This window comes from Streptomyces sp. TG1A-8, from assembly GCF_030499535.1.
In the GTDB taxonomy this organism is placed as follows: domain Bacteria; phylum Actinomycetota; class Actinomycetes; order Streptomycetales; family Streptomycetaceae; genus Streptomyces.
Genome location: NZ_JASTLB010000001.1, coordinates 1,968,263 through 1,994,705, shown reverse-complemented (window position 1 = coordinate 1,994,705; position 26,443 = coordinate 1,968,263). Strand labels below are relative to the sequence as shown.

At 72.3% G+C, this 26,443-nt stretch carries 18 protein-coding genes and 1 pseudogene; 14 read left to right on the top strand and 5 right to left on the bottom strand.

Going from position 1 to position 26,443, the window contains the following annotated elements; genetic code table 11:
* Positions 1-56 precede the first annotated feature (56 nt).
* From dapF to hflX, 4 genes and pseudogenes are all read left to right on the top strand, one after another.
* Positions 57-925 (top strand): annotated as a pseudogene (dapF, locus tag QQY24_RS08185) (diaminopimelate epimerase).
* Positions 926-1,208: 283 nt separating this feature from the next.
* Complete coding sequence (locus tag QQY24_RS08180) at positions 1,209-3,416, top strand: bifunctional (p)ppGpp synthetase/guanosine-3',5'-bis(diphosphate) 3'-pyrophosphohydrolase (RefSeq protein ID WP_301972014.1); 2,208 nt, start codon at positions 1,209-1,211, stop codon at positions 3,414-3,416.
* Between the two features lie 204 nt (positions 3,417-3,620).
* Complete coding sequence (locus QQY24_RS08175) at positions 3,621-5,111, top strand: M1 family metallopeptidase (RefSeq protein ID WP_301972013.1); 1,491 nt, start codon at positions 3,621-3,623, stop codon at positions 5,109-5,111.
* Positions 5,112-5,295: 184 nt separating this feature from the next.
* On the top strand, positions 5,296-6,786 hold the full coding sequence (gene hflX / locus QQY24_RS08170; RefSeq protein WP_301972012.1) for a GTPase HflX: 1,491 nt from the start codon (positions 5,296-5,298) through the stop codon (positions 6,784-6,786).
* A gap of 67 nt (positions 6,787-6,853) precedes the next feature.
* Here hflX and QQY24_RS08165 read toward each other — a convergent pair whose 3' ends face one another.
* Positions 6,854-8,086, bottom strand: coding sequence for a serine protease (locus QQY24_RS08165; RefSeq protein ID WP_301972011.1), 1,233 nt, complete (start codon positions 8,084-8,086; stop codon positions 6,854-6,856).
* Positions 8,087-8,469: 383 nt separating this feature from the next.
* On the opposite strand from QQY24_RS08165, the gene QQY24_RS08160 reads away from it, so the two are divergent.
* Positions 8,470-10,461 carry an ATP-dependent DNA helicase gene (locus QQY24_RS08160; RefSeq protein ID WP_301972010.1) on the top strand — a complete coding sequence of 664 codons (1,992 nt, stop codon included), beginning with the start codon at positions 8,470-8,472 and terminating at the stop codon, positions 10,459-10,461.
* Positions 10,462-10,636: 175 nt separating this feature from the next.
* On the opposite strand, the gene lexA is transcribed toward QQY24_RS08160, so the two are convergent.
* The gene (gene lexA, locus QQY24_RS08155) at positions 10,637-11,416 is read right to left on the bottom strand and encodes a transcriptional repressor LexA (protein WP_301972009.1); all 780 of its coding nucleotides are present in this window, start codon (positions 11,414-11,416) and stop codon (positions 10,637-10,639) included.
* Between the two features lie 578 nt (positions 11,417-11,994).
* Here lexA and nrdR point away from each other — a divergent pair.
* Together nrdR and QQY24_RS08145 are read left to right on the top strand one after the other, a co-directional pair.
* Entirely contained in the window at positions 11,995-12,546 is a 552-nt protein-coding gene (gene nrdR, locus QQY24_RS08150) for a transcriptional regulator NrdR (RefSeq protein ID WP_301972008.1), read from the top strand.
* Between the two features lie 166 nt (positions 12,547-12,712).
* On the top strand, positions 12,713-15,607 hold the full coding sequence (locus QQY24_RS08145; protein ID WP_301972007.1) for a vitamin B12-dependent ribonucleotide reductase: 2,895 nt from the start codon (positions 12,713-12,715) through the stop codon (positions 15,605-15,607).
* Positions 15,608-15,669: 62 nt separating this feature from the next.
* Here the strand turns inward: QQY24_RS08145 and QQY24_RS08140 are convergent, their stop codons facing one another.
* On the bottom strand, positions 15,670-16,203 hold the full coding sequence (locus tag QQY24_RS08140) for a TerD family protein (RefSeq protein ID WP_301972006.1): 534 nt from the start codon (positions 16,201-16,203) through the stop codon (positions 15,670-15,672).
* Between the two features lie 150 nt (positions 16,204-16,353).
* Between QQY24_RS08140 and QQY24_RS08135 the strand changes: the two genes are divergently transcribed.
* The 5 genes from QQY24_RS08135 to QQY24_RS08115 all read left to right on the top strand — a co-directional run bounded on the left by QQY24_RS08135 (position 16,354) and on the right by QQY24_RS08115 (position 20,239).
* The gene (locus QQY24_RS08135) at positions 16,354-16,959 is read left to right on the top strand and encodes a YdbC family protein (protein ID WP_301972005.1); all 606 of its coding nucleotides are present in this window, start codon (positions 16,354-16,356) and stop codon (positions 16,957-16,959) included.
* A gap of 79 nt (positions 16,960-17,038) precedes the next feature.
* Positions 17,039-17,698 (top strand): histidine phosphatase family protein, encoded by a 660-nt coding sequence (locus QQY24_RS08130; protein WP_301972004.1) that lies wholly within the window; start codon positions 17,039-17,041, stop codon positions 17,696-17,698.
* A gap of 12 nt (positions 17,699-17,710) precedes the next feature.
* Entirely contained in the window at positions 17,711-18,616 is a 906-nt protein-coding gene (locus QQY24_RS08125) for an ADP-ribosylglycohydrolase family protein (protein ID WP_301972003.1), read from the top strand.
* Positions 18,617-18,836: 220 nt separating this feature from the next.
* The gene (locus tag QQY24_RS08120; RefSeq protein ID WP_301972002.1) at positions 18,837-19,538 is read left to right on the top strand and encodes a ribonuclease HII; all 702 of its coding nucleotides are present in this window, start codon (positions 18,837-18,839) and stop codon (positions 19,536-19,538) included.
* Between the two features lie 68 nt (positions 19,539-19,606).
* Entirely contained in the window at positions 19,607-20,239 is a 633-nt protein-coding gene (locus tag QQY24_RS08115; protein WP_301972001.1) for a hypothetical protein, read from the top strand.
* Positions 20,240-20,614: 375 nt separating this feature from the next.
* Here the strand turns inward: QQY24_RS08115 and QQY24_RS08110 are convergent, their stop codons facing one another.
* Positions 20,615-21,232, bottom strand: coding sequence for a hypothetical protein (locus QQY24_RS08110; protein WP_301972000.1), 618 nt, complete (start codon positions 21,230-21,232; stop codon positions 20,615-20,617).
* Between the two features lie 282 nt (positions 21,233-21,514).
* Positions 21,515-23,680: a RecQ family ATP-dependent DNA helicase gene (locus QQY24_RS08105; RefSeq protein ID WP_301971999.1), complete on the bottom strand. Its 2,166-nt coding sequence runs from the start codon at positions 23,678-23,680 to the stop codon at positions 21,515-21,517.
* A gap of 163 nt (positions 23,681-23,843) precedes the next feature.
* On the opposite strand from QQY24_RS08105, the gene QQY24_RS08100 reads away from it, so the two are divergent.
* Together QQY24_RS08100 and QQY24_RS08095 are read left to right on the top strand one after the other, a co-directional pair.
* Complete coding sequence (locus QQY24_RS08100; RefSeq protein ID WP_301971998.1) at positions 23,844-25,403, top strand: DUF4192 domain-containing protein; 1,560 nt, start codon at positions 23,844-23,846, stop codon at positions 25,401-25,403.
* Between the two features lie 222 nt (positions 25,404-25,625).
* Positions 25,626-26,384, top strand: a complete 759-nt coding sequence (locus tag QQY24_RS08095) for an NUDIX domain-containing protein (RefSeq protein ID WP_301971997.1) — start codon at positions 25,626-25,628, stop codon at positions 26,382-26,384.
* Positions 26,385-26,443: the final 59 nt, after the last annotated feature.

Here is a 26,443-nt window from a genome sequence, read left to right as displayed (position 1 = left end):
ACCTGCGGCGACCCGCTCGCGCACGGGGTGCCGTACCCAGCCCGTACGATCGAGGAATGAGCACGCGAATCGCCTTCCTCAAGGGGCACGGCACCGAGAACGACTTCGTGATCGTCCCGGACCCCGACAACGCCCTCGACCTGACCCCGGCCGCCGTCGCCGCCCTGTGCGACCGCCGCGCGGGCATCGGCGGCGACGGGGTGCTGCACGTGGTGCGGTCCGCCGCCCACCCGGAGGCCGTGCGGATGGCCGCCGAGGCGGAGTGGTTCATGGACTACCGCAACGGCGACGGCTCGGTCGCCGAGATGTGCGGCAACGGGGTGCGCGTGTTCGCGCGCTACCTCCAGCACGCCGGGCACGCGGCCGAGGGGGACCTCGCGATCGCCACGCGCGCGGGCGTGAGGAGCGTTCACATCGCCAAGGACGGCGACGTCACCGTCGGCATGGGCAGCGCCCGCCTGCCCGGGGGGACGTCACGGTGAGCGTCGGCGGGCGCAACTGGCCCGCGCGCAACGTCAACATGGGCAACCCGCACGTGGTGGCCTTCGTCGACGACCTCGCGCACGCCGGCGACCTGCTCACCGCACCGCCCGTCAGCCCGGCGGCCGCCTACCCGGACGGCGTGAACGTCGAGTTCGTCGTCGACCGCGGCCCCCGTCACGTCGCGCTGCGCGTGCACGAGCGCGGTTCGGGCGAGACCCGCTCGTGCGGCACGGGCGCGTGCGCCGTGGCCGTGGCCGCCGCCCGGCGCGACGGCGCCGACCCGGCCGTCACCGGCGTCCCGGCGACGTACACCGTCGACGTGCCCGGCGGGCGCCTGGTCATCACCGAGCGGCCGGACGGCGGGATCGAGATGACCGGGCCCGCCGTGATCGTCGCCGAGGGCGAGATCGACGGTGAGTGGCTGGAAAACGCCCTCCGTTGACCGGTGAAACCGTGGTCGCGACGGCTCTGCGCGGCCGGATCGACGCTTCCCGGCGGCCGGGGCCGTTCGAAACCGCGGCCGAGTGCGGAGCTGATGGCGTAAATCCCAAACCTCTTCGCCGTCGCTCGAATAGGTGATCCGTTTCACGCTCGGCGAGAGGCGGTCGGTCGCACGTGGTGGGCTCGATAGCATCAAGCACCGGCACGGACGGGGGAACGCCGCCATCCCTGAGCCGCGTACGCCCTCGGGGCCCCGTCCGCCGGTCCACGAGCCGGAGGTGCCCATGAGTGCAGAGGCCACGAACCCTGCGACCGCTGGCCCGGTAGCGCCCGCGGCGCCCGCGGTGGTCCGCCGGAAGTCCCGGCCGCGGATCGACCTGCGCCGCCTCGGCAGGGCCGCCCTGCTCGGCCCCACCGCCCGCGGCAAAGTGCCCGACGCCATCGGCCACGTCGTGGAGGCACACCGCACCCACCACCCCGACGCGAACCTCGAACCCCTGCGCCGCGCCTATGTCCTGGCCGAGTCCTCGCACCGCGGCCAGATGCGCAAGAGCGGCGAGCCGTACATCACGCACCCGCTCGCCGTGACCCTGATCCTCGCCGAACTCGGCGCCGAGACCACCACCTTGACCGCCTCACTGCTCCACGACACCGTCGAGGACACCGAGGTGACGCTGGACCAGGTCCGGGAGCAGTTCGGCGAGGAGGTGTCCTACCTGGTCGACGGCGTCACGAAACTGGAGAAGGTCGACTACGGGGCCGCCGCCGAACCGGAGACCTTCCGCAAGATGCTCGTCGCCACGGGCAACGACGTGCGCGTGATGTCGATCAAACTCGCCGACCGCCTGCACAACATGCGCACCCTCGGTGTGATGCGCCCCGAGAAACAGGCGCGGATCGCCAAGGTCACCCGCGACGTCCTCATCCCGCTCGCCGAACGCCTCGGCGTGCAGGCGCTGAAGACCGAGCTGGAGGACCTGGTTTTCGCCATCCTCCGCCCCGGGGAGTACGAGCACACCCGGGAACTGATCGCCGAGAACGCCGCCCGCCCCGACGACACCCTCGCGGAGGTCGCCGAGGAGGTCCGCGGGGTACTGCGCGAGGCCGGCCTCCAGGCGGAAGTCCTCGTCCGTCCCCGGCACTTCGTCTCCGTCCACCGCGTGGCCCGCAAACGCGGACCGCTGCGCAGCGCCGACTTCGGCCGCCTGCTGGTGCTCGTCAACGAGGACGCCGACTGCTACGGCGTCCTCGGGGAACTGCACACGTGCATGACTCCGGTCGTCTCGGAGTTCAAGGACTTCATCGCCGTACCGAAGTTCAACCTGTACCAGTCGCTGCACACCGCCGTCGCCCTCCCGCGGGGTCCCCGGACCGACTCGTCCGGCGCGGCACCCAGGGCCGCGCAGGTGGTGGAAGTCCTCATCCGCACCCACCAGATGCACAAGGTCGCCGAGGCCGGCGTCATCGCGCTCGGCAACCCCTACGCCGCTCCCGCCGAGGAGCAGTCCGCGGCCGACGGCGAGCGCGCCGACCCCACCCGTCCCGGCTGGCTCTCCCGCCTGCTCGACTGGCAGCGCGCCGCCCCCGACCCGGACACCTTCTGGTCCACCCTGCGCGAGGACCTCGCCCAGGACCGCGAGATTACCGTCTTCCGCCCCGACGGCGGCACCCTGGGCCTGCCCGACGGCGCCACCTGTGTGGACGCCGCCTACGCGCAGTACGGCGAGGACGCCCACGCCTGCATCGGAGCCCGCGTCAACGGCCGCCTGGCCACGCTCAGCACCGTGCTGAGGGACGGCGACACCGTCCAGCTCCTCATGGGCCAGGACCCGGCCTCCGAGCCCTCCCGCGCCTGGTTGGAGCACGCCCACACCCCGGCCGCCCGGATCGCCATCCAGCGATGGCTGGCCACGCACCCGGGCCACGCCTCCTCCGACGCGCCCCCGCCGGACGGCCCGGCCCCCGGCAGGGGCGCGCACCCCTCGGACGGCACCCCCACCCCGCGCCCCGCGAGCGGCACCCGCGCCGCCCGGCCCCGGGGCGCCGAGGTCCTGGCGGACCGGCCCGGGGCCGCCGTACGCCTCGCCAGGTGCTGCACGCCCGTGCCGCCCGACGAGATCACCGGCTTCGCCGTACGCGGGGGGGTGGTGACCGTGCACCGCGTGCGCTGCCCCACGGTGGCGCACATGAAGAGCCGGGAGCGCGCGGAGGTGGGCGTGCGCTGGGGGGACACCACCGGGTGTCGGGTCACGCTGGTCGCCGAATCGTTCGGCCGCCCCCACCTGCTCGCGGACCTCACCGAGGCGATCGCCCTGCAGGACGCCGAGATCGTCTCCGCGACCGTCGAACCGCCCAGCCAGCAGCGGGTCCGCCACACCTACACCCTCCAGCTCCCCGACGCGGCCCACCTCCCGGCCCTGATGCGCGCGATGCGCGACGTGCCCGGCGTCTACGACGTCAACCGCGCCCAGCACCAGGCACCGGCCCCCTGAGCACGGGCCCGGCCGCCGGCGCGGGAATCCCGCAGGCGCGCGCCGCCCGGCCCGGACGGCCGGACCGCGGTCCGGCCGGCTGAGAACACGTCCGGGGCCCGTCCCGCCCCCGCTTCCTGGAAAAGGCGGCCCGGCGCAATCCGTTCGGGTGGACCGGGCGCGCGCCGTGACCACGGCGTACGCGCGCGCTGGTAGCGGTGGTGCATGCCGCACAACCCCCGCCCCCGCCCCCGGCCCTCCCTGCGCCGCAACGCGGCCCTGCTGGCCTCCGTCGTCTCCTTCTGCCTTCTCGCCGCCGGCGCCCCGGCCGAGCCCCTGGGCATCGGCGACCGGCTCTACCCGCACCTGGGCAACCCCGGCTACGACGTGGTGTCGTACGACCTCGACCTCACCTATCCGGGCAGCAACGACAAGCCGCTGCGGGCGGTCACCACGATCGACGCCCGGACGACCGCCCCCCTGGACCGCGTCAACCTCGACTTCGCGCACGGCACGGTCGAGTCCGTCGACGTCGACGGCCGCCCGGCCCGCTTCACCGGCGCGGGCGAGGACCTGGTCGTCACGCCGGACCGCCCGCTGGCCCGGGCCGCCCGGACGCGCATCACCGTGCGGCACACCAGCGACCCCGGCGCCGTCAAGGGCCGGGACGGCGGCTGGGTGCGCACCTCCGACGGCCTCGTCATGGCCAACCAGGCCGACGCCGCCCACCTGGTCTTCCCGTGCAACGACCACCCGTCCGACAAGGCGGTGTTCACCTTCCGCATCACCGCCCCGAACGCCTACACCGCCGTCGCGAACGGTCTGCCGGCCGGCGTGGAACGGTCCGGCCCCTCCACCACCTGGACCTACCGCTCCCGGCACCCGCTGGCCACCGAGCTCGCGCAGGTCTCCATCGGCCGTTCCGCCGTGGTGCACCGCCAGGGCCCGCACGGACTGCCGGTCCGCGACGTCGTGCCCAGCGCCGACCGCGAGGCCCTCGAACCCTGGCTGGCGAGGACGCCCGACCAGATCACCTGGATGGAGGGCAAGGTCGGCCGGTTCCCGTTCGAGACGTACGGCGTGCTCATGGCCCAGGCCTCCACCGGATTCGAACTGGAGACACAGACCCTCTCGCTCTTCGAGAAGGACCTGTTCACCCAGGCCACGTATCCGAAGTGGTACCTCGAATCGGTCATGGTGCACGAACTGTCCCACCAGTGGTTCGGCGACAGCGTCAGCCCCCGCACCTGGTCCGACGTCTGGCTGAACGAGGGACACGCCACCTGGTACGAGGCCCTGTACTCGGAGGAGAGGGCCGGCCGGCCCATGGAGAACCGCATGAAGGCCGCCTACGGCGCCTCCGACCGCTGGCGCGCCTCCGGCGGACCGCCCGCCCTGCCCAAGCCGCCGGTCCCCGGTCAGAAGATCGACATCTTCCGGCCCAGCGTCTACGACGGCGCCGCGCTCGTCCTGTACGCCCTGCGCCAGGAGATCGGCCGGCCGGCCTTCGAGCGGCTGGAGCGGATCTGGGTCCAGGAGCACCGCGACTCCAACGCCGCCACCGCCGACTTCGTCCGCCTCGCCTCCGACCTCACCGGCCGCGACCTGAGCGGCTTCTTCCGGGCCTGGCTCTACGGCGAGAAGACCCCGCCGATGCCGGGCCACCCGGACTGGAAGCCCACCGCGGCCCCGGCCAAGCCCGCCGGACGGCGGTGACCGGACGGACCGGACGGACCGGACGGACAGCGGCGGATAACTCGGTGACGACACGGTCCGCGCCGTGCGACCATCTTCGGGCCGGCGCGGGACCCGGGAATCTCCCGGGGTACCAGAGCGTTGTGCCTTGTGACAGCCGGTCCCGCCGACGCCGGATCGGCCCTCCCACCGACGTAAGGATCCAATGACCTCCTCTTCTTCCCCTTCCCAGGACACCAAGCGCCTCGCGCACACCTACCCCGACGGTCTTCGGGCCGATGCCCTGATGGAAGAGGACGTCGCCTGGAGCCACGAGATCGACGGCGAGCGGGACGGTGACCAGTTCGACCGCTCCGAGCGCGCGGCCCTGCGCCGTGTCGTGGGGCTGTCCACCGAGCTGGAGGACGTCACCGAGGTCGAGTACCGGCAGCTCCGCCTGGAGCGGGTCGTGCTCGTCGGGGTGTGGACCACCGGGACCGCGCAGGACGCCGACAACTCCCTCGCGGAGCTGGCCGCCCTCGCCGAGACCGCCGGTGCCCTCGTGCTCGACGGCGTGATCCAGCGCCGCGACAAGCCCGACGCCGCCACCTACATCGGCTCCGGCAAGGCAGCCGAGCTGCGCGACATCGTCCTCGAAACGAGCGCGGACACGGTCATCTGCGACGGTGAGCTGAGTCCCGGCCAGCTGATCCAGCTCGAAGACGTCGTCAAGGTCAAGGTCATCGACCGCACGGCCCTGATCCTCGACATCTTCGCCCAGCACGCCAAGTCCCGCGAGGGCAAGGCGCAGGTCGCCCTCGCCCAGATGCAGTACATGCTGCCGAGGCTGCGCGGCTGGGGCCAGTCACTGTCCCGCCAGATGGGCGGTGGCCGCGGCGGCCTGGCCACCCGCGGCCCCGGTGAGACCAAGATCGAGACGGACCGGCGGCGGATCCGCGAGAAGATGGCGAAGATGCGCCGGGAGATCGCGGACATGAAGACCGGCCGCGAGGTCAAGCGCCAGGAGCGGCGGCGCCACAAGGTGCCGTCCGTCGCCATCGCCGGCTACACCAACGCCGGCAAGTCCTCCCTGCTCAACCGCCTTACCGGCGCGGGCGTCCTGGTCGAGAACGCGCTGTTCGCGACCCTGGATCCGACCGTCCGCCGGGCGGAGACCCCGAGCGGCCGGCTGTACACGCTCGCCGACACCGTCGGTTTCGTACGGCACCTGCCGCACCACCTGGTCGAGGCGTTCCGCTCCACCATGGAGGAGGTCGGCGACTCCGACCTGATCCTGCACGTGGTGGACGGCTCGCACCCCGCCCCGGAGGAGCAGCTCGCCGCCGTGCGCGAGGTGATCCGGGACGTCGGCGCCACCGGCGTGCCCGAGATCGTCGTGATCAACAAGGCGGACGCGGCCGACCCCCTGGTCCTGCAGCGCCTGCTGCGGGTGGAGAAGCGCTCCCTCGCCGTCTCGGCCCGCACCGGCCAGGGCATCGAGGAACTGCTCGCGCTGATCGACGAGGAGCTGCCCCGTCCCTCGGTCGAGATCGAGGCACTCGTCCCGTACACGCACGGCAAGCTGGTCGCCCGCGCCCACACCGAGGGCGAGGTGATCTCCGAGGAGCACACCGCGGAGGGCACCCTGCTCAAGGCCCGGGTGCACGAGGAACTGGCGGCGGAGCTGGCACCGTACACGCCGGCGCCCGCGGCCTGACGCCCCGCTCGCACAAGGGCCCGCCACCCGGTACCGGGTGGCGGGCCCTTGTCGTGCCCGCCCCGGCTCACCGCCCGGCGAACTCCTCGCTGACCGACTCGTACACGCCCTTCGCCACCTCGCCCAGGCGCGGACCCGCCAGCCAGCCCGCGGACACCGGACCGATGGAGGTGTTGGACACCAGGGCCGGCTTGCCGTCCGCACCCGTCTCCACCCAGCCGCCGCCGGAGGACCCACCGGTCATCGTGCAGCCGATGCGGTACATCGTCGGATCCGCGTCGGCGATCGACAGCCGGCCCGGCCGGTCCTGGCACTGGTACAGCAGCTGCCCGTCGTACGGCCTGGCCGCCGGGTAACCGGTCGCCGTGATGCTCTGCGCCTCCGGCACCGCCGGGGCGTCGAAGTCCACCGGAAGCGCGCCGCCCACCGTCTCCTGGAGCGACTTGCCGCCGCTGCCCTGCTCCGGTGTCACGTGGAGGACGGCGAAGTCGTACGAGGCTCCGTCGCCGCCGGTCTCGCCGCCCTGGTCGATCCACTGCTGCGAGGTCTTCGCCGCGTCGGCCCACCAGACGCCGTACGGGGCGACCTCGGCCCTGGTGGCGTCCTGCAGCTCGCCGGCCGACTGGCCCGCGTTGTTGTACGACGGCACGAAGGCGATGTTGCGGTACCAGCCGCCGTTCCTGCCGGCGTGCGCACAGTGGCCCGCCGTCCAGACGAGGTTGGACCTGCCCGGGTGCGCCGGATCCTCCACCACCGTCGCCGAGCAGACCATGGTGCCCTCGGGGGAGTCGAAGAACAGCTTTCCCGCCGTGGCCGCGCTGCTGTGGTAGGGCGGCCGGACCGTCTGCGCCCGCACGGGAGCGGGCGCGGGGTCCGTCACCCCCCGGTCACCGGAGAGGTCGTCGCCGTCGACCCGCTTGTCCGGGTTGTCGGCGTCCCGCATCCGGTCCGGGTTCCACAGGCCCTTGATGATCGGGTTGATGAAGTCGTTGGCCTCGCGCAGCCAGTCGTCCCTGTCCCATTTCTTCCAGGCGCCGTTCTTCCACTTGTCGATGTCGATGCCGTGCTCTTTGAGCTTGTCGCGGATGTCGTCCGGGATCCTGATCTTCCCGTCGCCGGTGCCGCCCCCGGTCGCACCGGCGGTCGGCGTGCCGCCGGCGTTGTCGTCACCGCCGCTGCCGCAGGCGGTGGCGGTCAGCGCCAGCACCGAGACGAGGGCGACCGCCGCCGGCACGGGGGAACCCCTGCGTGACGCGCCCCTCCCGCGGCGAACGGTGGACGACGGCCGTATGGATCGCATGGTGGTGACTCCCCCTGCTGTGAAGGAACTCGGCGCTGCGGCCCTGACGACGGCGCCCGGCTCACAGGAGCGCACGCCGGTCTCACGGCCGTCTGGGATCGGGACCACACACTATGCGCTCGCTGTGGGGGACTTCCGATGGAACGGCAACGGTTCCGTCACGGCAAGGATCTTGAGACAACCCGTAACCCGCCGCCTCCACCCCGGTCCCGCCCGGCCGCCGGCGCCCGCCCCCGGCCCTCACCGGGGCGGCCGTCCTCTGCCCCACCCCGCCGGACCGTCGCCTTCCACCTCCCGTCCCCAGGAGTCCCGCCAGTGAGCCCGTCCCCCGTCTCCGAGCTGACCACCCGTTTGTCGGTGCCGGGCCGTAGGGTGGTCGGGCTATGACGAAGCCCTCACTCCCCGAACTCCTCCACGCCGCCGTCGCAGCCGTCGGCGGCACGGAGCGCCCCGGTCAGGTGGCCATGGCCGAAGCGGTCGCCGAGGCGATCGACGACGGATCCCATCTGCTGGTCCAGGCCGGCACCGGTACCGGAAAGTCGCTCGGCTATCTCGTGCCCGCGCTCGCGCACGGGGAGCCCGTGGTCGTCGCCACGGCCACGCTCGCGCTGCAGCGCCAGCTCGTGGAGCGCGACCTGCCGCGCACGGTCGACGCCCTGCACCCGCTGCTGCGTCGCCGCCCCGAGTTCGCCATGCTCAAGGGCAGGTCGAACTACCTGTGCCTGCACCGGCTGCACGAGGGCATGCCGCAGGACGAGGAGGACGGTCTCTTCGACCAGTTCGAGGCCGCCGCGCCCACCAGCAAGCTCGGTCAGGACCTGCTGCGCCTGCGCGACTGGTCGGACGAGACCGAGACGGGCGACCGGGACGACCTCACCCCGGGCGTCTCCGATCGTGCGTGGGCGCAGGTGTCGGTGTCGTCCCGGGAGTGCCTGGGCGCGTCGAAGTGCGCGTACGGCGCCGAATGCTTCGCGGAGATGGCCCGCGAGCGCGCCAAGCTCGCCGAAGTCGTCGTCACGAACCACGCGCTGCTGGCGATCGACGCCATCGAGGGTGCCCCGGTGCTGCCCCAGCACGAGGTGCTGATCGTGGACGAGGCCCACGAACTCGTCTCCCGCGTCACGGGCGTCGCCACCGGCGAACTCACCCCCGGCCAGGTCAACCGGGCGGTGCGCCGGGCCGCGAAGCTCGTGAACGAGAAGGCCGCCGACCAGCTCCAGACGGCCGCCGAGGGCTTCGAGCGGCTGATGGAACTGGCCCTCCCGGGCCGGCTCGAGGAGATCCCGGAAGACCTCGGCTATGCCTTGATGGCGCTGCGGGACGCCGCCCGCACGGTGATCTCCGCGATCGGCGCGACCCGTGACAAGTCGGTCCAGGACGAGGATGCGGTCCGCAAACAGGCGCTGGCCTCGGTGGAGACGGTGCACGACGTGGCGGAACGGATCGTGAACGGTTCCGAGTGGGACGTGGTCTGGTACGAGCGCCACGACCGCTTCGGCGCCTCCCTGCGGGTCGCCCCCATGTCGGTCTCCGGGCTGCTCAGGGAGAAGCTCTTCACGGACCGCAGTGTCGTCCTCGCCTCGGCGACCCTGAAGCTGGGGGGCGACTTCAACGGCGTCGGGGCCTCCCTCGGACTCGCCCCCGAGGGCACCGAGGGCGACGACGTCCCCAAGTGGAAGGGCATCGACGTCGGCTCGCCCTTCGACTACCGCAAGCAAGGCATCCTGTACGTCGCCAAGCACCTGGCGCGTCCGGCGCGGGACGGCGAGCGGACCGACATGTTCGACGAGCTGACCGAGCTGATCCAGGCAGCCGGGGGACGCACCCTCGGGCTGTTCTCGTCCATGCGTGCCGCCCAGCTCGCCGCGGAGGAACTGCGTTCCCGCATCCCCGAGTTCCCGATCCTGCTCCAGGGCGAGGAAACGCTCGGCGAGCTGATCAAGAATTTCGCGGCCGACCCGAGGACCTGCCTCTTCGGCACCCTGTCGCTGTGGCAGGGCGTCGACGTCCCGGGCCCCAGCTGCCAGCTGGTCGTCATGGACAAGATCCCGTTCCCGCGCCCCGACGACCCGCTGATGAGCGCGCGTCAGAAGGCCGTGGAGGACGCGGGTGGCAACGGCTTCATGGCGGTGGCCGCCACCCACGCGGCCCTGCTCATGGCCCAGGGCGCCGGCCGTCTCGTGAGGGCCTCCGGGGACCGCGGCGTGGTCGCCGTACTGGACCAGCGGCTCGCCACCGCGCGGTACGGCTCCTACCTGAAGGCCTCCCTGCCGGACTTCTGGTACACGACGGACCGCAACCAGGTCCGCAAGTCGCTCGCGGCGATCGATGCGGTGGCCAGGCAGGCCGAGGCCGGGCAGGAAGAGGCGAAGTGACCGGGGGTGGCCTGCCCGGCCTCCGGGCAGGCCACCCCCGCGGGGCGGGGGCGTCCGTGGCCGCCCCGGTCGGTTCCGTATGTGAGTGCCCCGGACAGCACGGGACCCCGGAACCGGCGCAGGGGTCCCGGGGCCCGGTCTGGGGGGCGAGCGGCCGTCCGGCTCGCCGTGGCCGTCACACGCGGCGCAGCACGGCGACGACCTTGCCGAGGATCGTCGCGTCGTCGCCGGGGATCGGCTCGTAGGCCGAGTTGTGGGGCAGGAGCCAGACGTGGCCGTCCTCGCGCTTGAAACGCTTGACCGTGGCCTCTCCGTCGAGCATGGCCGCCACGATGTCGCCGTTCTCGGCGACGGGCTGACGGCGGACGGTCACCCAGTCGCCGTCACAGATCGCCGCCTCGATCATGGAGTCGCCGACGACCTTGAGGACGAACAGCTCGCCGTCGCCGACCAGCTGCCGGGGGAGCGGGAAGACGTCCTCGACCGACTCCTCCGCGAGGATCGGGCCACCGGCGGCGATGCGGCCGACCAGCGGGACGTACGACGCGGCCGGTTTGCCCGCGGTGTCCGTGGGCTGCACCGTCACGGTCTGGTCGGAACCGCGCACCTCGTATGCGCGCGGGCGGTGCGGGTCACGGCGCAGAAAGCCCTTGCGCTCCAGTGCCATCAGCTGGTGCGCCACCGACGAGGTGCTGGAGAGGCCGACGGCCTGGCCGATCTCCCGCATGGACGGCGGGTAGCCGCGCCGCTGCACGGAGTCCCTGATGACCTCGATGACCCGGCGCTGCCGGTCGGTGAGTCCGGAGCTGTCCGCCCGGATGCCTGGAGGTCGGCCCGGCAGGGAGCGCTTGTGTCCCTCGGGACTCGCGGCTTCGTTCATCGCGTGTACCGGCTCGACCCGGCCCATGGAGCGGTCCTGGGCGGTGATGCTGGCACTGTCGGCGGTGGTGGTCACGTCGGCCCCTCTCGATGGTCTCCCTGCTGGACAACGGTAGTTGCTTTCGAAAGGTTGCGCCAAACACACGTTCGAGTGAAAAAGTGCGATTCCCTCGACGTGACCATGTGTCCGGGTGTATAGCTAACACGGTCTCCGGCGGACATAAGCATCCATTGTTGTACTCTTCTCCGCCGGGGCCGACGGCCTCGTGGACCGTTGCCTCAGTGTGCCATCCGGAGTCCCCTCGTCCGGGGTCCGGGCCCCTTCCGCCCGGGAGTCCCACGCGCCCTCCGTGCGGCGCCCACGCTATCTCCGCACGTGCCACGGCGGCACGCTCCCGCGTCCGCGTGTTCGGTCGCGTCGCAACCGGGTATCCGTGGCCGGGGCCTGCCCGCGCGGCGACACGCGCGTCTTTCCCCTGAGTGAGCCGATCCCTACATGTAGTGGTTGGATGGCTACAGCAGCCCAGAAGTTGTGTTTTCCGTGATCGACCCGGGTCTCCAGAGCCTCTACGATCGCCTATGCTTAGGGCTGCTTCGCGGGGCCCATGAGGCCCGGCGGGGCTATTGGGACCGCTGTGAGGAGGGTTGGAGATCATGCACTGCCCCTTCTGCAGGCACCCCGACAGCCGTGTGGTCGACAGCCGTACGACCGACGACGGCACGTCGATCCGCAGGCGCCGCCAGTGCCCTGACTGCTCCCGTCGTTTCACGACCGTGGAGACGTGCTCGCTCATGGTGGTCAAGCGGTCCGGAGTCACCGAGCCCTTCAGCCGCACCAAGATCATCAACGGCGTGCGCAAGGCGTGCCAGGGACGGCCCGTCACCGAGGACGCCCTCGCCCAGCTCGGCCAGCGGGTCGAGGAGGCGGTGCGGGCCACCGGAAGTGCCGAGCTGACCACCCACGACGTGGGCCTGGCCATACTCGGCCCGTTGCAGGAGCTCGACCTCGTCGCCTTTCTGCGGTTCGCCTCCGTCTACCGGGCGTTCGACTCGCTCGAGGACTTCGAGGCCGCCATCGCGGAACTGAGGGAGGCGACGCAGGACCCCGCCGCGGACGGCGAAGGCGCGGAACCGGGGAGCCGGGAAGACGAACGCGGGCCCACAGGGGCCACCCAGATCCCCGCGCCCGCCCACGCCGCCGACTGACCGGCGGGCCGGAAGGGCCGGGCCGGGACCCGGGGCCCGGCCGGGAGGCGGCGACCGAAGACCTGTTGCGGGCGGCGGCTGAGGGTGCCCGCAACATATGACAGAAACACCGTGCCACGGAACATCGGGGCACTTCAGGGCGTTTTCGCCCGTACAGGGAGGCGGCATGACAGAGACGGCGAGCGGTCCGGCACGAGGTTCCCGAACCAAGGGCGCCAAGGTCACCAAGGGGCTGCGGATCGAGCGCATCCACACCACCCCCGGCGTGCACCCGTACGAGGAGGTCACGTGGGAGCGCCGTGACGTCGTCATGACCAACTGGCGCGACGGCTCGGTCAACTTCGAGCAGCGTGGCGTCGAGTTCCCCGACTTCTGGTCGGTGAACGCGGTCAACATCGTCACCAGCAAGTACTTCCGCGGTGCCGTCGGCACCCCCCAGCGCGAGACCAGCCTGAAGCAGCTGATCGACCGCATCGTGAAGACGTACCGCAAGGCCGGTGAGGACTACAAGTACTTCGCCTCGCCCGCCGACGCGGAGATCTTCGAGCACGAGCTGGCGTACGCCCTCCTGCACCAGATCTTCAGCTTCAACAGCCCCGTCTGGTTCAACGTGGGCACGCCGCAGCCCCAGCAGGTCTCCGCCTGCTTCATCCTGTCCGTCGACGACTCCATGGAGTCGATCCTCGACTGGTACAAGGAAGAGGGCATGATCTTCAAGGGCGGCTCCGGCGCCGGCCTGAACCTCTCCCGCATCCGCTCCTCCAAGGAGCTGCTCTCCTCCGGCGGCAACGCCTCCGGCCCCGTCTCCTTCATGCGCGGCGCCGACGCCTCCGCCGGCACCATCAAGTCCGGTGGCGCCACCCGCCGCGCCGCCAAGATGGTCATCCTCGACGTCGACCACCCCGACGTGGAGGACTTCATCGAGACCAAGGTGAAGGAGGAGGAGAAGATCCGCGCCCTGCGCGACGCGGGCTTCGACATGGACCTGGGTGGCGACGACATCACGTCCGTCCAGTACCAGAACGCCAACAACTCGGTCCGCGTGAACGACGAGTTCATGAAGGCGGTCGAGCAGGGCGGCAAGTTCGGCCTGCGGGCCCGCATGACCGGCGAGGTCATCGAGGAGATCGAGGCCAAGTCCCTCTTCCGCAAGATGGCCGAGGCCGCCTGGGCCTGCGCCGACCCGGGCATCCAGTACGACGACACGATCAACCACTGGCACACTTGCCCGGAGTCGGGCCGCATCAACGGTTCGAACCCCTGCAGCGAGTACATGCACCTGGACAACACGTCCTGCAACCTCGCCTCGCTGAACCTGATGAAGTTCCTCCAGGACGACGGCAAGGGCCACCAGTCCTTCGAGACCGAGCGCTTCCAGAAGGTCGTCGAGCTGGTCATCACCGCGATGGACATCTCCATCTGCTTCGCCGACTTCCCCACCCAGAAGATCGGCGAGAACACCCGCGCCTTCCGCCAGCTCGGCATCGGCTACGCCAACCTCGGCGCCCTGCTGATGGCCACCGGCCACGCCTACGACTCCGACGGCGGCCGCTCACTCGCCGGCGCCATCACCTCCCTGATGACCGGCACCGCCTACAAGCGCTCCGCCGAACTCGCCGCGGTCGTCGGCCCGTACGACGGCTACGCCCGCAACGCCCAGCCGCACCTGCGGGTCATGAAGCAGCACGCGGACGCCAACGCGGGCGCCGTCCGCATGGACGACCTGGACACCCCGGTGTGGACCGCCGCCACGGAGGCCTGGCAGGACGTCCTGGGCCTCGGCGAGAAGAACGGCTTCCGCAACTCCCAGGCGTCCGTCCTCGCCCCGACCGGCACCATCGGTCTGGCGATGTCCTGCGACACCACCGGTGTGGAGCCCGACCTCGCCCTGGTCAAGTTCAAGAAGCTGGTCGGCGGCGGCTCCATGCAGATCGTCAACGGCACCGTCCCGCAGGCCCTGCGCCGCCTGGGCTACCAGGAGGAGCAGATCGAGGCGATCGTCGCCCACATCGCCGAGCACGGCAACGTGATCGACGCCCCCGGCCTCAAGCACGAGCACTACGAGGTGTTCGACTGCGCCATGGGCGAGCGCGCCATCTCCCCGATGGGCCACGTCCGCATGATGGCCGCGATCCAGCCGTGGATCTCCGGTGCCATCTCCAAGACGGTCAACATGCCGGAGACGGCGACCGTCGAAGAGGTCGAGGAGATCTACTTCGAGGCCTGGAAGCTGGGCGTCAAGGCGCTCGCGATCTACCGCGACAACTGCAAGGTCGGCCAGCCGCTGTCGGCCAAGAAGAAGGAGACGACGGAGGAGAAGGCCGACAGGCCCGCCGCCGTCGAGCCCAAGGTCGAGAAGGTCGTCGAGTACCGCCCGGTCCGCAAGCGCCTCCCCAAGGGCCGGCCCGGGATCACCACGTCCTTCACGGTCGGTGGCGCCGAGGGCTACATGACCGCCAACTCCTACCCGGACGACGGTCTCGGCGAGGTCTTCCTGAAGATGTCCAAGCAGGGATCGACCCTCGCCGGCATGATGGACGCCTTCTCCATCGCCGTCTCCGTCGGCCTCCAGTACGGCGTGCCCCTGGAGACGTACGTCTCCAAGTTCACCAACATGCGCTTTGAGCCGGCCGGCATGACGGACGACCCGGACGTGCGGATGGCGCAGTCGATCGTCGACTACATCTTCCGCCGCCTGGCGCTGGACTTCCTGCCCTTCGAGACCCGCTCCGCGCTCGGCATCCACTCCGCCGAGGAGCGTCAGCGTCACCTGGAGACCGGCTCCTACGAGCAGTCCATCGAGGACGACGAGGTCGACGTCGAGGGCCTGGCCCAGTCGGCGCCGCGGCAGACGGACCTGAAGGCCGTCGCGACCCCGAAGGCCGAGTCCGAGGCGGCGAAGCCCGCCCCGAAGCAGGCCCACACCAGCGCCGAACTGGTGGAGATGCAGCTGGGCATCCAGGCCGACGCCCCGCTGTGCTTCTCCTGCGGCACGAAGATGCAGCGGGCCGGCTCCTGCTACATCTGCGAGGGCTGCGGTTCGACCAGCGGCTGCAGCTGATGCCGCGCGGGTGGTGAAACGGTGGGGGGCGTCGGCCGCGGCCGACGCCCCCCACCGCTCTCTCAGGACCGGTGCGCCCTGCCCATGACCCGGGTGAAGGTCGCGGGGTCCTCGTCGAAGCCGTGCACACCGGGATGGAAGGTCCAGCTGCCCGACTCGTCCCGCACGAACTCGGCGATCGCGGCCGCCGTCGCCCCGGGGACCGAACCGAAGTCGTCCTCGGCCAGGACGGTGTAACCCTCACGAACGCGCATGGCCGGATTCAGCACCTGGGCGAACGTCCTGTGCCCGGAGCGCTGCTGGATGACGGCACCGACCACCACGCGCGCGTACCGGTCGGCGAGACGCTCCAGTTCGAGCGTCATGACCTCGTCCCAGCCGAACCCCCGGCCGTCCGTGCTGTCCCGGTTCAGGAAGATCGTGCCGTCCGGGGAACGGCTGTCGAAGTGCACCAGGTAGGCGGGAGCTCCGTACGCGTCGTCCGACACGTACGGCGCGGCGACGAGATCGAGGTCGGCCGGCGGCGTCCCCGCCGGGCTGGGGTCCCACTGGAGCCCGATCTCGACCTTGCGGATTCCCTTGCTGACGTCGTTCACAGGCTGACCCTTCCCCCTGCAGCTCCCTCTTCCCCAACTCCCTTGCAGTCGGGTTTGCTTGTCCATCGTGCCATGTGTGAGCAGAGCGTGCGCGGACCATCTCCGCCCGAGCGTGACCGGCGCCACGCCCCGTGGCCTTACGATGGCGCGGTGCTGGTCAAGTGGATTCGCTGCACCGTGGTGGACCGCCGCGGCTTCGAGCGCGGGCAGCGGAAATGGGCGGGGCTTCTGGGGGAGCCGGGGTTTCGGGGACAGGGCGGAGGCTGGAGCCGGCAGCGGCCCGGGGTGGCGCACATCTTCGCCTTCTGGGAGAGCCGCGCCTTCTACGACTCCTTCATGGCCCGTTCCCACGACCGTCTGGCCGCCTCCCAGTCCGGCACCTTCAAGGACCACCGGGCCAAGCTGTTCGAGTACCGCTTCGACGTGAAGACCGGCTTCGAGCCCCGGTTCACCGACGCCGACCTGATCCGCGTGGCCCTGTGCCGGGTGCACGAGGAACGCGCCGAACACTTCACCCTCATGCAGGAGAAGGTCTGGAATCCCGCGATGGCCGGCTCGCCCGGCATGATCCGGGGCATGTTCGGGCAGGCGCCCGAGCAGGAGTTCCTGGTCCTGTCGATGTGGCGGTCGGCCGCCGAGCACGGCAAGTACCGCACCGAGCGCGTGGAACGGCTCGCCCTGCGCGCCCAGACGGAGGCGGACATCGCGGCCCTGTCGGGTGACATCGTGGACATGGAGCCGTCCTGGACGGTCTGAGGGCGGTGATGGTGTGACATATGCCGTATGGAGCCCGCACGGGTGCTCTTCCGCCGCCGACCCGATCTAGGGTTTCGGCATGGCACGACCACGGCGCATCGTCCTTGTCCGGCACGGCGAGTCAACGGGCAATGTCGACGACTCCGTGTACGAGCGGGAGCCCGACCACGCCCTCGCGCTGACCGAACGCGGCCGGCGGCAGGCCGAGGAGACCGGCAGGACGCTGCGGGAGCTGTTCGGCCGGGAACAGGTGAGCGTGTACGTCTCCCCGTACCGCCGCACGCACGAGACACTGCGCGCCTTCCACCTCGACCCCGGCCTGATACGGGTGCGGGAGGAGCCCAGGCTGCGGGAGCAGGACTGGGGCAACTGGCAGGACCGCGACGACGTGCGCGTGCAGAAGGCGTACCGGGACGCCTACGGTCACTTCTTCTTCCGGTTCCCGCAGGGCGAGTCCGGTGCCGACGTGTACGACCGGGTCGGCGGCTTCCTGGAGAGCCTGTTCCGCAGCTTCGAGGCCCCCGACCACCCGCCGAACGTGCTCCTGGTGACGCACGGACTCGCGATGCGGCTGTTCTGCATGCGCTGGTTCCACTGGACGGTGGCGGAGTTCGAGTCGCTCTCGAACCCCGGGAACGCCGAGATGCGGATGCTCGTCCTCGGGGAGGACGGCAAGTACGCGCTCGACCGGCCCTTCGACCGCTGGCGGGACCCGGTGCCGTACTGGGTCGGCGGATAGAGTGGCAGGGCGATGACCGCCGACCCGACTTCCGCCGACCGCCTGGGCCGTGCCCTGGCCAGCCTGCGCGGACTGGCCGTGGGCGACGCCCTGGGCTCGCAGTTCTTCGTCCCGGCCCACCACCCCCTGCTCAAGCGGCGCGAACTGCCCGCGGGCCCCTGGCCGTGGACGGACGACACGGAGATGGCCTGCTCCGTGGTGGCCGTCCTGGCCGCCCACCACCGCGTGGACCAGGACGCGCTGGCCCGTTCCTTCGCCGAGCACCACGACTTCGGCCGGGGCTACGGCCCGGCGGTGGGCCGGCTGCTGTGCCTCGTCCGGGAGGGCGGGGACTGGCGTGAACTGGCCGCCGCGCTCTTCCGGGGCCAGGGATCCTGGGGCAACGGCGCCGCCATGCGCATCGCACCGCTGGGCGCCTGGTACGCGGACGATCCGGAGCAGGCGACCCATCAGGCCGAGATCTCGGCCTACCCCACGCACCAGCACCGGGAGGGCGTGGTGGGGGCCATGGCCGTGGCCGCGGCCGCCGCCCTCGCCGCCTCACCGGACGGGCCGCCCGGGCCCGAGGCCCTCCTCGACGGTGTCATCGCTCTCGTACCCAGGAGCGCCGTCGGCGCGGGACTGCGCCGCGCCCGGGACATGCTCGACTACGGCGACGCGGCCACCGTCGCCGCGGTCCTGGGCTGTGGGCGCCGCGCGTCCGCCCATGACACCGTCCCCTTCGCGCTCTGGTCCGCGGCCCGGTCCCTCACCGACTTCGAGACGGCGTTCTGGACGACGGCGCAGGCGGGTGGCGATGTGGACACGACCTGCGCCATCACGGGCGGTGTCCTCGCATCCGGCGGGACGGGCGCCCCGCCCGCCGAATGGGCCGAACGGACCGAGGCGCTGCCCGACTGGGTACCCGGCGCGCCCTGAGGGCGGAAGCGGTCACCCGACCCCTGCCACGATGACGGGCCCTGGCCTTCCCGCACGTCCCGGACGGCGTCCTGGAAGCCCCCCCGCCTTCGGTCCCCCGCCTTCGGCCCCGCGCGGTCCGAACCCGATCGCCCCGACCCCGCCCCGGTCCAGCCGCGGGACCGGGGACCGGGGACCGGGGTGTCGCGGGAGGAGTCCGGCGGCGTAGTCTATGGGCGCCATGCCGTACCAACCGCCTACTCACACCGTCGAGCGCTCTCTGCGTGCCACGACCGGAGCGAAGGTCATAGCCGGTGTCGATGAGGTGGGGCGGGGTGCCTGGGCCGGTCCCGTCACCGTCTGCGCGGCGATCACCGGACTGCGCCGGCCGCCCGAGGGCCTGACCGACTCCAAACTGCTGACCGTCAAGCGACGCACGGAACTCGCCGTGATCCTGCAGTCGTGGGTGACGGCCTACGCCCTGGGCCATGCCTCCCCGGAGGAGATCGACGCCCTGGGGATGACGGCCGCGCTGCGGCTCGCCGCGGTCCGTGCCCTGGACGCCCTGCCGGTCCGCCCCGAAGCCGTCATCCTCGACGGGAAGCACGACTACCTCGGTGCCCCGTGGAAGGTGCGCACGGTGATCAAGGGCGACCAGTCGTGCGTGGCCGTCGCGGCGGCGTCGGTGATCGCCAAGGTTCAGCGCGACAAAATGATGGCCGAACTGGGCGACCACCATGCAGACTTCGGATTCGCGGACAACGCCGGGTATCCGTCACCCGTGCACAAGGCCGCACTGGAGGAGCGGGGACCCACCCCGTACCACCGCTTGTCGTGGGCGTATCTTGATGCGCTGCCCCAGTGGCGGCACCTCAAGAAGGCCCGCAGTTGGGCGGACGGAGGCGTTCCGGGGATCGAGGGCCAGCTCGGCTTCGATTTCTGACGGTTCCGCTCGCACTGATGTGCCGCCCGGCCATCCATACCGCACCAATGTTTGATAGATATCAACCCATGCCTCTCATTCCCGAGGAGCCTCAGATTCACGAGAGTGCCCAGGGTCCCCGCGCCACCCCGGCCAGTGGCCGTACCGCGCCGACCCCTCGCCCCGTACCCGGCCCCCGCCCCGCGGCTCCGGCCCGCCCCGGTCGACCCGGCCCCCCGCGGCCCGCGCCGCCGGTGCAGCGCACGCCGCGTGACGTGGTTCCGGCCAAGCCGGGCCCCGCGGGCCCGGCCGCTCCCGCCGTCCCTGTGGCGGCCCCCCAGATCCAGCTGGTCCCGGCTTCGGCCGAGGGTGCGCTCGACGCCGCCGAGGAGGCCGTGGACCTGCTCCTGGACTCGGGCCGCGCCCCCGGGGACGTGCTGGTGGTCACCACCGGTGCCCAGCACCCGTGGGCCGAACACGAGCTGTCCTTCGGCGAAGCCTCCTACTGGGCGCAGCACGACACCGGTGACGACGTCTTCTACGCGGACGCCGCCGCCCTCTCCCGTGCCGCGACCCGTCCGGTGGTCGTCGTGGCCGTCAACGGGGGCCCCGCCTCCGCTGCCGCCACCGCCCTGCCGCTGGCCCGCGCCCGGGCCGGTGCCCTGCTGATCGTCTGCGGCGACCCGCAGCAGACCAACGCGGTGCTGGGCACGGGCGTCTGAAACCACCCGCGTCGCCTGCGCGCACGGGGCGACGCGGGGAGCGCCCCGCCTGGGCATCGGCGCGGTGCGGCCTTCACCACGGCCGGACGACCGGTGGCGGCCGTCCCGCCCGCGGTCGGTCCGCATCGCGGGCATCGGGGCGGACCGACCGCGGGCCGGGTCCGCCCCGGGACCCGTGCAGCGCGTCGTACGGGCGCGCGGGACGGGTCCCGGGGCGGGAGGCACCGTCCGCCGCCGCAGCGGAGGCGCCCGCGTCACCGCGGTGCCGTCGTGGCCGGGTCGCGGGGCGGCGCAGGACTCCGCACGGGGCTGCCGCGCGGACGGCCGGCGTCGCCCCGTGCGCGTTTCGCGACGGAGGCCGGTGCGGGCCTCGCTTCAGCGGGCAGCGGCGCGGCGCAGCACCTCGGAGACCGGGCCGCCGGTGCGCGGGGGCAGGGCCGGGGTCTCGGACAGGGCGAAGGGTTCCGGCTCCGAGTGGGCGTTCGGGCGGCGTCCGCCGCGTCCCTCGCCGAGCACCTGCCAGCCGTCACGGGTCAGCGTGATGTACGCCCCGCAGCGCAGCCCGTGCAGGGTGCAGGCATCGCGCAGCCCCCACATCCAGGCGCCGTCCTCCTCGGTCCAGCGGGCATCGCCCTCACGGCAGTAGAGCAGCACGGCGGTACGCACCGGCGTGCGACGGCGCAGGTCGTGCGGGATGACCCGGCGCAACTGCGCGAGCAGCGCGTTGCGGAACATCCAGCCGTCGGCCGACGCGGGACGGCGGACGAACGAGGCACTCGCGCGCAGCCGCTCGTCCGGATCGAGGACCGCCACGATTGCGGTGGACGGCCCCGGACGATGGCGGGTGTGCAGCCCACTGACGACCTCGCGCGGATTGCGCAGCAGGGGGATGCCGGCGGCGGCCCACTCCGCGGGCTCGAGCAGGCGACTGGCGGAAGCGGCGGACGCGGAGGACGACAACGACGCCGAGGACGAGGCGAATCCGAAGGTCACGTTCCTCCCTTCGGCTACGCGCCCACACTGCGGGCGAGGTCGGATTCGGGGAGCGCGCACCGCAGCGGAGTCCTACCGGATCATGGGCAAGCCGTGCGGGGAGCGGACCTCAATTCTTCCTGCCGAACTTGGATGCGGCAACGAGCAATTGGAACCGCCGACTGTTGTGTGGCGGTCCGTGGCTTATATCCCTACCCACAGGAGCCACCCGTGATTCCGCGGAACGGCCGCGGTGCGTTGGTGCCCCGCGGCCGGTGTTGGTGCGCCGGGCGCGGCGGGTGGTCAGCCCTGTACGGCCAGGACCAGGGGCAGCGCCCCGCGGGCCCCGGCCCTCCTGAGCAGACGTGCCGCCACGGCGAGGGTCCAGCCGGTCTCCGTGAAGTCGTCCACGAGCAGTACCGGACCCGGCGTTCCGGCCAGCGCGGCGGCGAGCGCGGGCGGCACGGTCAGGGCTCCGTCCAGCGCCTTGAGGCGCTGCGCGCTGTTGCTGCGCGGCATCCGGGGCGCGTCGGCGGAGTACTCCACCGAACCCAGCAGGGGAAGCCGGCCGATCTCGGCGATCCGCGCGCCCAGGGAGCGGATCAGCACCGGCCTGGTGCGCGAGGCGACGGTGACCACGCCCACCGGCCGGGACGGGGCATCGGGCGCACCCGAGGCCCAGCCGCCGGGGCCCTTCGCCCAGTCGGCCAGCACGTCCACCACGGCTCGCGCCACGTCGTCCGGCACGGGCGCGTCCGGTGCCTGGGGCGCGAACAGGGGTCGCAGCCGGTTGCCCCAGCCGATGTCCGACAGGCGGCCCAGAGCCCGGCCGGACGAGGCTTGTTCGCCCGCCGGAATGCGTCCCTTGAGTTCGATGCCGATGGCCGGGAGACCGGTCGGCCACATGCGGCGGGGCTCCACCTCCACGCCGGCCCGGCCCAGGTCGACCCGTGCGGCGTCCAGGGCCGCCGTGGACGTGTCGGCGGTGAAGCGGGGCCCCGCGCAGTTGTCACAGCGCCCGCAGGGCTTCGCACCCTCGTCGTCGAGGCGGTGCTGGAGGAACTCCATCCGGCACTCGGTGGTGGACACGTACTCGCGCATGGCCTGCTGCTCGGCCCTGCGCTGCCGGGCCACCCAGTCGTACCGCTCGCTGTCGTACGACCACGGCTGCCCGGTCGCGAGCCAGCCTCCCTTGACCCGCTTCACCGCGCCGTCCACGTCGAGGACCTTCAGCATGGTTTCCAGCCGGGAACGGCGCAGCTCCACCAGGGGCTCCAGCGCGGGCAGCGACAGGGGCCCGTCCGCCCGGGCGAGGACGTCCAGGGTGCGGCGCACGAGCTCCTCGGAGGGGAAGGCGAGCGACGCGAAGTACTCCCAGATCGCCTCGTCCTCCCTGCCCGGCAGCAGGAGCACCTCGGCGTGCTCGACGCCGCGGCCGGCGCGGCCGACCTGCTGGTAGTAGGCGATGGGGGAGGAGGGCGAACCGAGGTGCACCACGAAGCCGAGGTCCGGCTTGTCGAAGCCCATGCCGAGCGCCGAGGTGGCGACCAGCGCCTTGACCCGGTTGGCGAGCAGGTCGTCCTCGGCCTGCTGCCGGTCGGCGTTCTCCGTCTTGCCCGTGTAGGCGGCGACGGTGTGGCCGCGCTGCCGCAGGAAGGCCGTGACCTCCTCGGCGGCCGCCACGGTGAGGGTGTAGACGATGCCCGAGCCCGGCAGGTCGTCGAGGTGATCGGCGAGCCAGGCCATCCGGTGCGCGGCGTCCGGCAGCCGCAGCACACCGAGGCTCAGGCTCTCCCGGTCCAGCGGGCCGCGCAGCACGAGGGCGTCCGAGGCGCCACCGGTGCCGAGTTGTTCGGCGACGTCGGCGGTGACGCGGGCGTTGGCCGTGGCGGTGGTGGCCAGCACGGGAACGCCGGACGGCAGGTCGCCGAGCATGGTGCGCAGACGGCGGTAGTCCGGGCGGAAGTCGTGGCCCCAGTCCGAGATGCAGTGGGCCTCGTCCACGACGAGCAGTCCGGTCGCCGAGGAGAGCCGAGGCAGGACGTGGTCGCGGAAGTCGGGGTTGTTCAAGCGCTCCGGGCTGACCAGCAGCACGTCGACCTCGCCGGCCGCGATCTCGCCCTGGACGGCCTCCCACTCCTCGGTGTTGGAGGAGTTGATGGTGCGGGCGCGGATACCGGCACGGGCCGCGGCCTCGACCTGGTTCCGCATGAGCGCGAGCAGCGGCGAGACGATCACGGTCGGTCCGCTGCCCCCGGCCCGCAGCAGTGAGGTCGCCACGAAGTACACCGCGGACTTGCCCCACCCCGTGCGCTGCACGACCAGGGCCCGGCGCCGGTCCGCGACCAGTGCCTCGATCGCCCTCCACTGGTCCTCGCGCAGCCGGGCCGCGCCGGTGGCGTCCCCGACGAGCCGGGCGAGGACGGTGTCGGCCTCTGCCCGGAGGTCCGCGTTGCTCGTGTGTTCCATGTGCCCATACAACAGGACGGGACTGACAACCGGGCGAGTCCGGCGCCGCCGGCCGGTGATCACAGGGGCTCCCCGTGGACGCCGGTGTCGATCTTGTCGTGTCCCTGATTCGAGTTGTCCACAGGCTCAAGCGGAACCTCGCGATCCGCGAGATCGTCTGCACATGACGAATCACGGCGAAACGACCGGACCCATCGAAAACGGCGACACCGCGGGGCGTGAATCACCGCACGGGTCCGCCTACGAGGCGCAGGTGACCCTGCGCACCCCGGCCGAACTGGCCGACGCCCTGCCCTACCTGCTCGGCTACCGCCCCGAGGACAGCGTCGTGCTGGTCGCCCTCCACGACCGGGAGGGCCGCGGCCGGTTCGGCGGCCGCGCCCGGCTGGCCATCCCCGCCAGCGAGGACGACTGGGAGGCGGCCGCGCGGCAGCTGACCCACGGCCTGGTGGCCGGCAGTGAGCGGCGCGGCACCCGGCCCGAGCAGATGGTCGCCTACGTCTGCCAGGAACCGGGCCCCGGCGAGACGGGCCGGGACGTCAGGCACCGGCTCCAGCCGCTCGTCCACCTGTTGCGCACCCAGTGCGGCACCCTGGACGTGCCGGTGGTCGAGGCGTTGTGCATCTCGGACGGCCGGTTCTGGTCGTACTGCTGTCCGACCGAGGGGTGCTGCCCCGAGGACGGATCGCCGATGGGCCTGCCCGGCACCTCGGTCCTGGCCGCCGCGGCCACCTACGCGGGCATCCAGGTGCGCGGCACACTGCGTGAGCTGCGGGCCAGGCTGCTGCCCCGGGAGACGACCGCCGCCCTGGAGCAGGAGATCGCGCTGGACGCGGCAGGCGCGTCCCTGGTGCCCCGCCTCCTGGACGACACGGCCCGCGCGGCGGTGGCGGAGGAGACCCTCGACCTCGCCGAGCGGATCATGCACCGGTTCGCCGCCGCCCCACCGGTGTCCGGCGCGCACCCGGCGGACGTCCGCGACGACGGCCTGCTCACGCACGACGAGGCGGCGGCGCTCGTCCTCGGACTCCAGGACCGCACGACGCGCGACCGGGCAGCCGCGTGGATGGAGGGCGACGAAGCGGGTCCGGCCCTGCGGCTGTGGCGCGCGCTGGCCCGCCGCTGCGTCGGACCGTACGGAGAACACGCCGCCGCCCCGCTGACGCTGGCGGGCTGGGTCGCCTGGTCGACCGGCGACGAACTGGAGGCCCGGGAAGCCCTGGCGATGGCGCTCGGCGCCGACCCCGACTACCTCTTCGCCCGGCTGCTGCACCAGGCCTGCAACGAGGGACTCGACCCCGAGTCGATCCGCAGGTGCCTGCGCGCCGAACGCGATGGGCGGGCGCGGCCGGACGGTGCTGACGGAGCGGAAACGGCAGCCGAAGCCGTTTCGGAAGGGGCCTCGGAAACCACCGCGCCCGGACCCTCGGCCGTAGCCGCTGCGGCGGCAGGAGGCCGGACGGACGGCTGCGGTACCGCGCCGGCCCCGGGCGCGAACCCCCGCCGCCGGACGCGGCCGGTGGACGGCGGCGGTGGCGCGCGTCCGTCCCGGGGCGAAGGCGGGCGGCGCCGGCCGGCCGGTCCGCACCCTCTGCCGCCGGCCGCTGGATCTTCACGTCCCGGCAGCGCCGGGCCCACCGGCACCCGTGCTCGTACGGGCGGCGCTGCGAGCGGTAGCACGACGGCGGACGGTGGACGCCGCGAGACCGGGTGGAACGGATGAACGAGGGTGGAAGAGGACGGTCGAACGGTGGTGGGGTGGGGTGGGGCGAGGGGCGGCGACCGCGGGGCGCGGAAGCCGTACCCCCTGCCTGACCTCGTATGACCGCTCACGGCGCGAGCCGGGCGAGCGGCCCCGCACCCCCATACCGGGCGAAGCAGAACCGCCACTGGTGTGACCGGAGAAGGAAGTGTTTATCGTCAAGGAGACGACTATGATCGCCCCATGCCCTACGACCCGTCAGCCTTTCCGCCTTTCGCCGTCACCGTGGACCTGGTCGTGCTGACCGTGCGCCGTCACTCCCTGTGCGCGCTGGCGGTCCGCAGGGGCGAGCCGCCGTTCCAGGGACGCTGGGCGCTGCCCGGCGGCTTCGTGCGGGCCGACGAGGACCTCTCCCAGGCGGCGGCTCGAGAGCTGGCCGAGGAGACCGGACTGTGCGCGCACGACCCGTCCGCCCCGGCCCAGGGCAACGGCGCGCACCTGGAACAGCTCGCCACCTACGGCGACCCGGAGCGGGACCCGCGGATGCGGGTCGTCAGTGTCGCGCACCTCGCGCTCGCCCCCGACCTGCCCGCCCCCCGGGCGGGCGGCGACGCGAGCAACGCACGCTGGGCACCTGTCGAGGAACTGCTCCAACAGGGCGGTTGCGGCCGTGACGGTGAACCTGTGGCGCCCCTCGCCTTCGACCACTCCCGGATCCTCGCCGACGGCGTCGAACGAGCCCGTTCCAAGATCGAGTACTCGTCCCTGGCCACCGCGTTCTGCCCGCCCGAGTTCACCGTCGGGGAGTTGCGCCGGGTCTACGAGGCGGTGTGGGGTGTGGCCCTCGACCCGCGCAACTTCCACCGCAAGGTGACCGGCACGCCCGGGTTCCTCGTCCCGGCGGGCGGTACCACCACCCGTCAGGGGGGCAGGCCCGCCCAGCTCTTCCGGGCCGGCGGCGCCACTCTGCTCAACCCCCCGATGCTCCGGCCCGAGGTCTGACGCGCGATCCGGGCTGCGAGGTCCTGGTGCGGGCCCGTGCCGAGGCCCGGTCCGCCGGT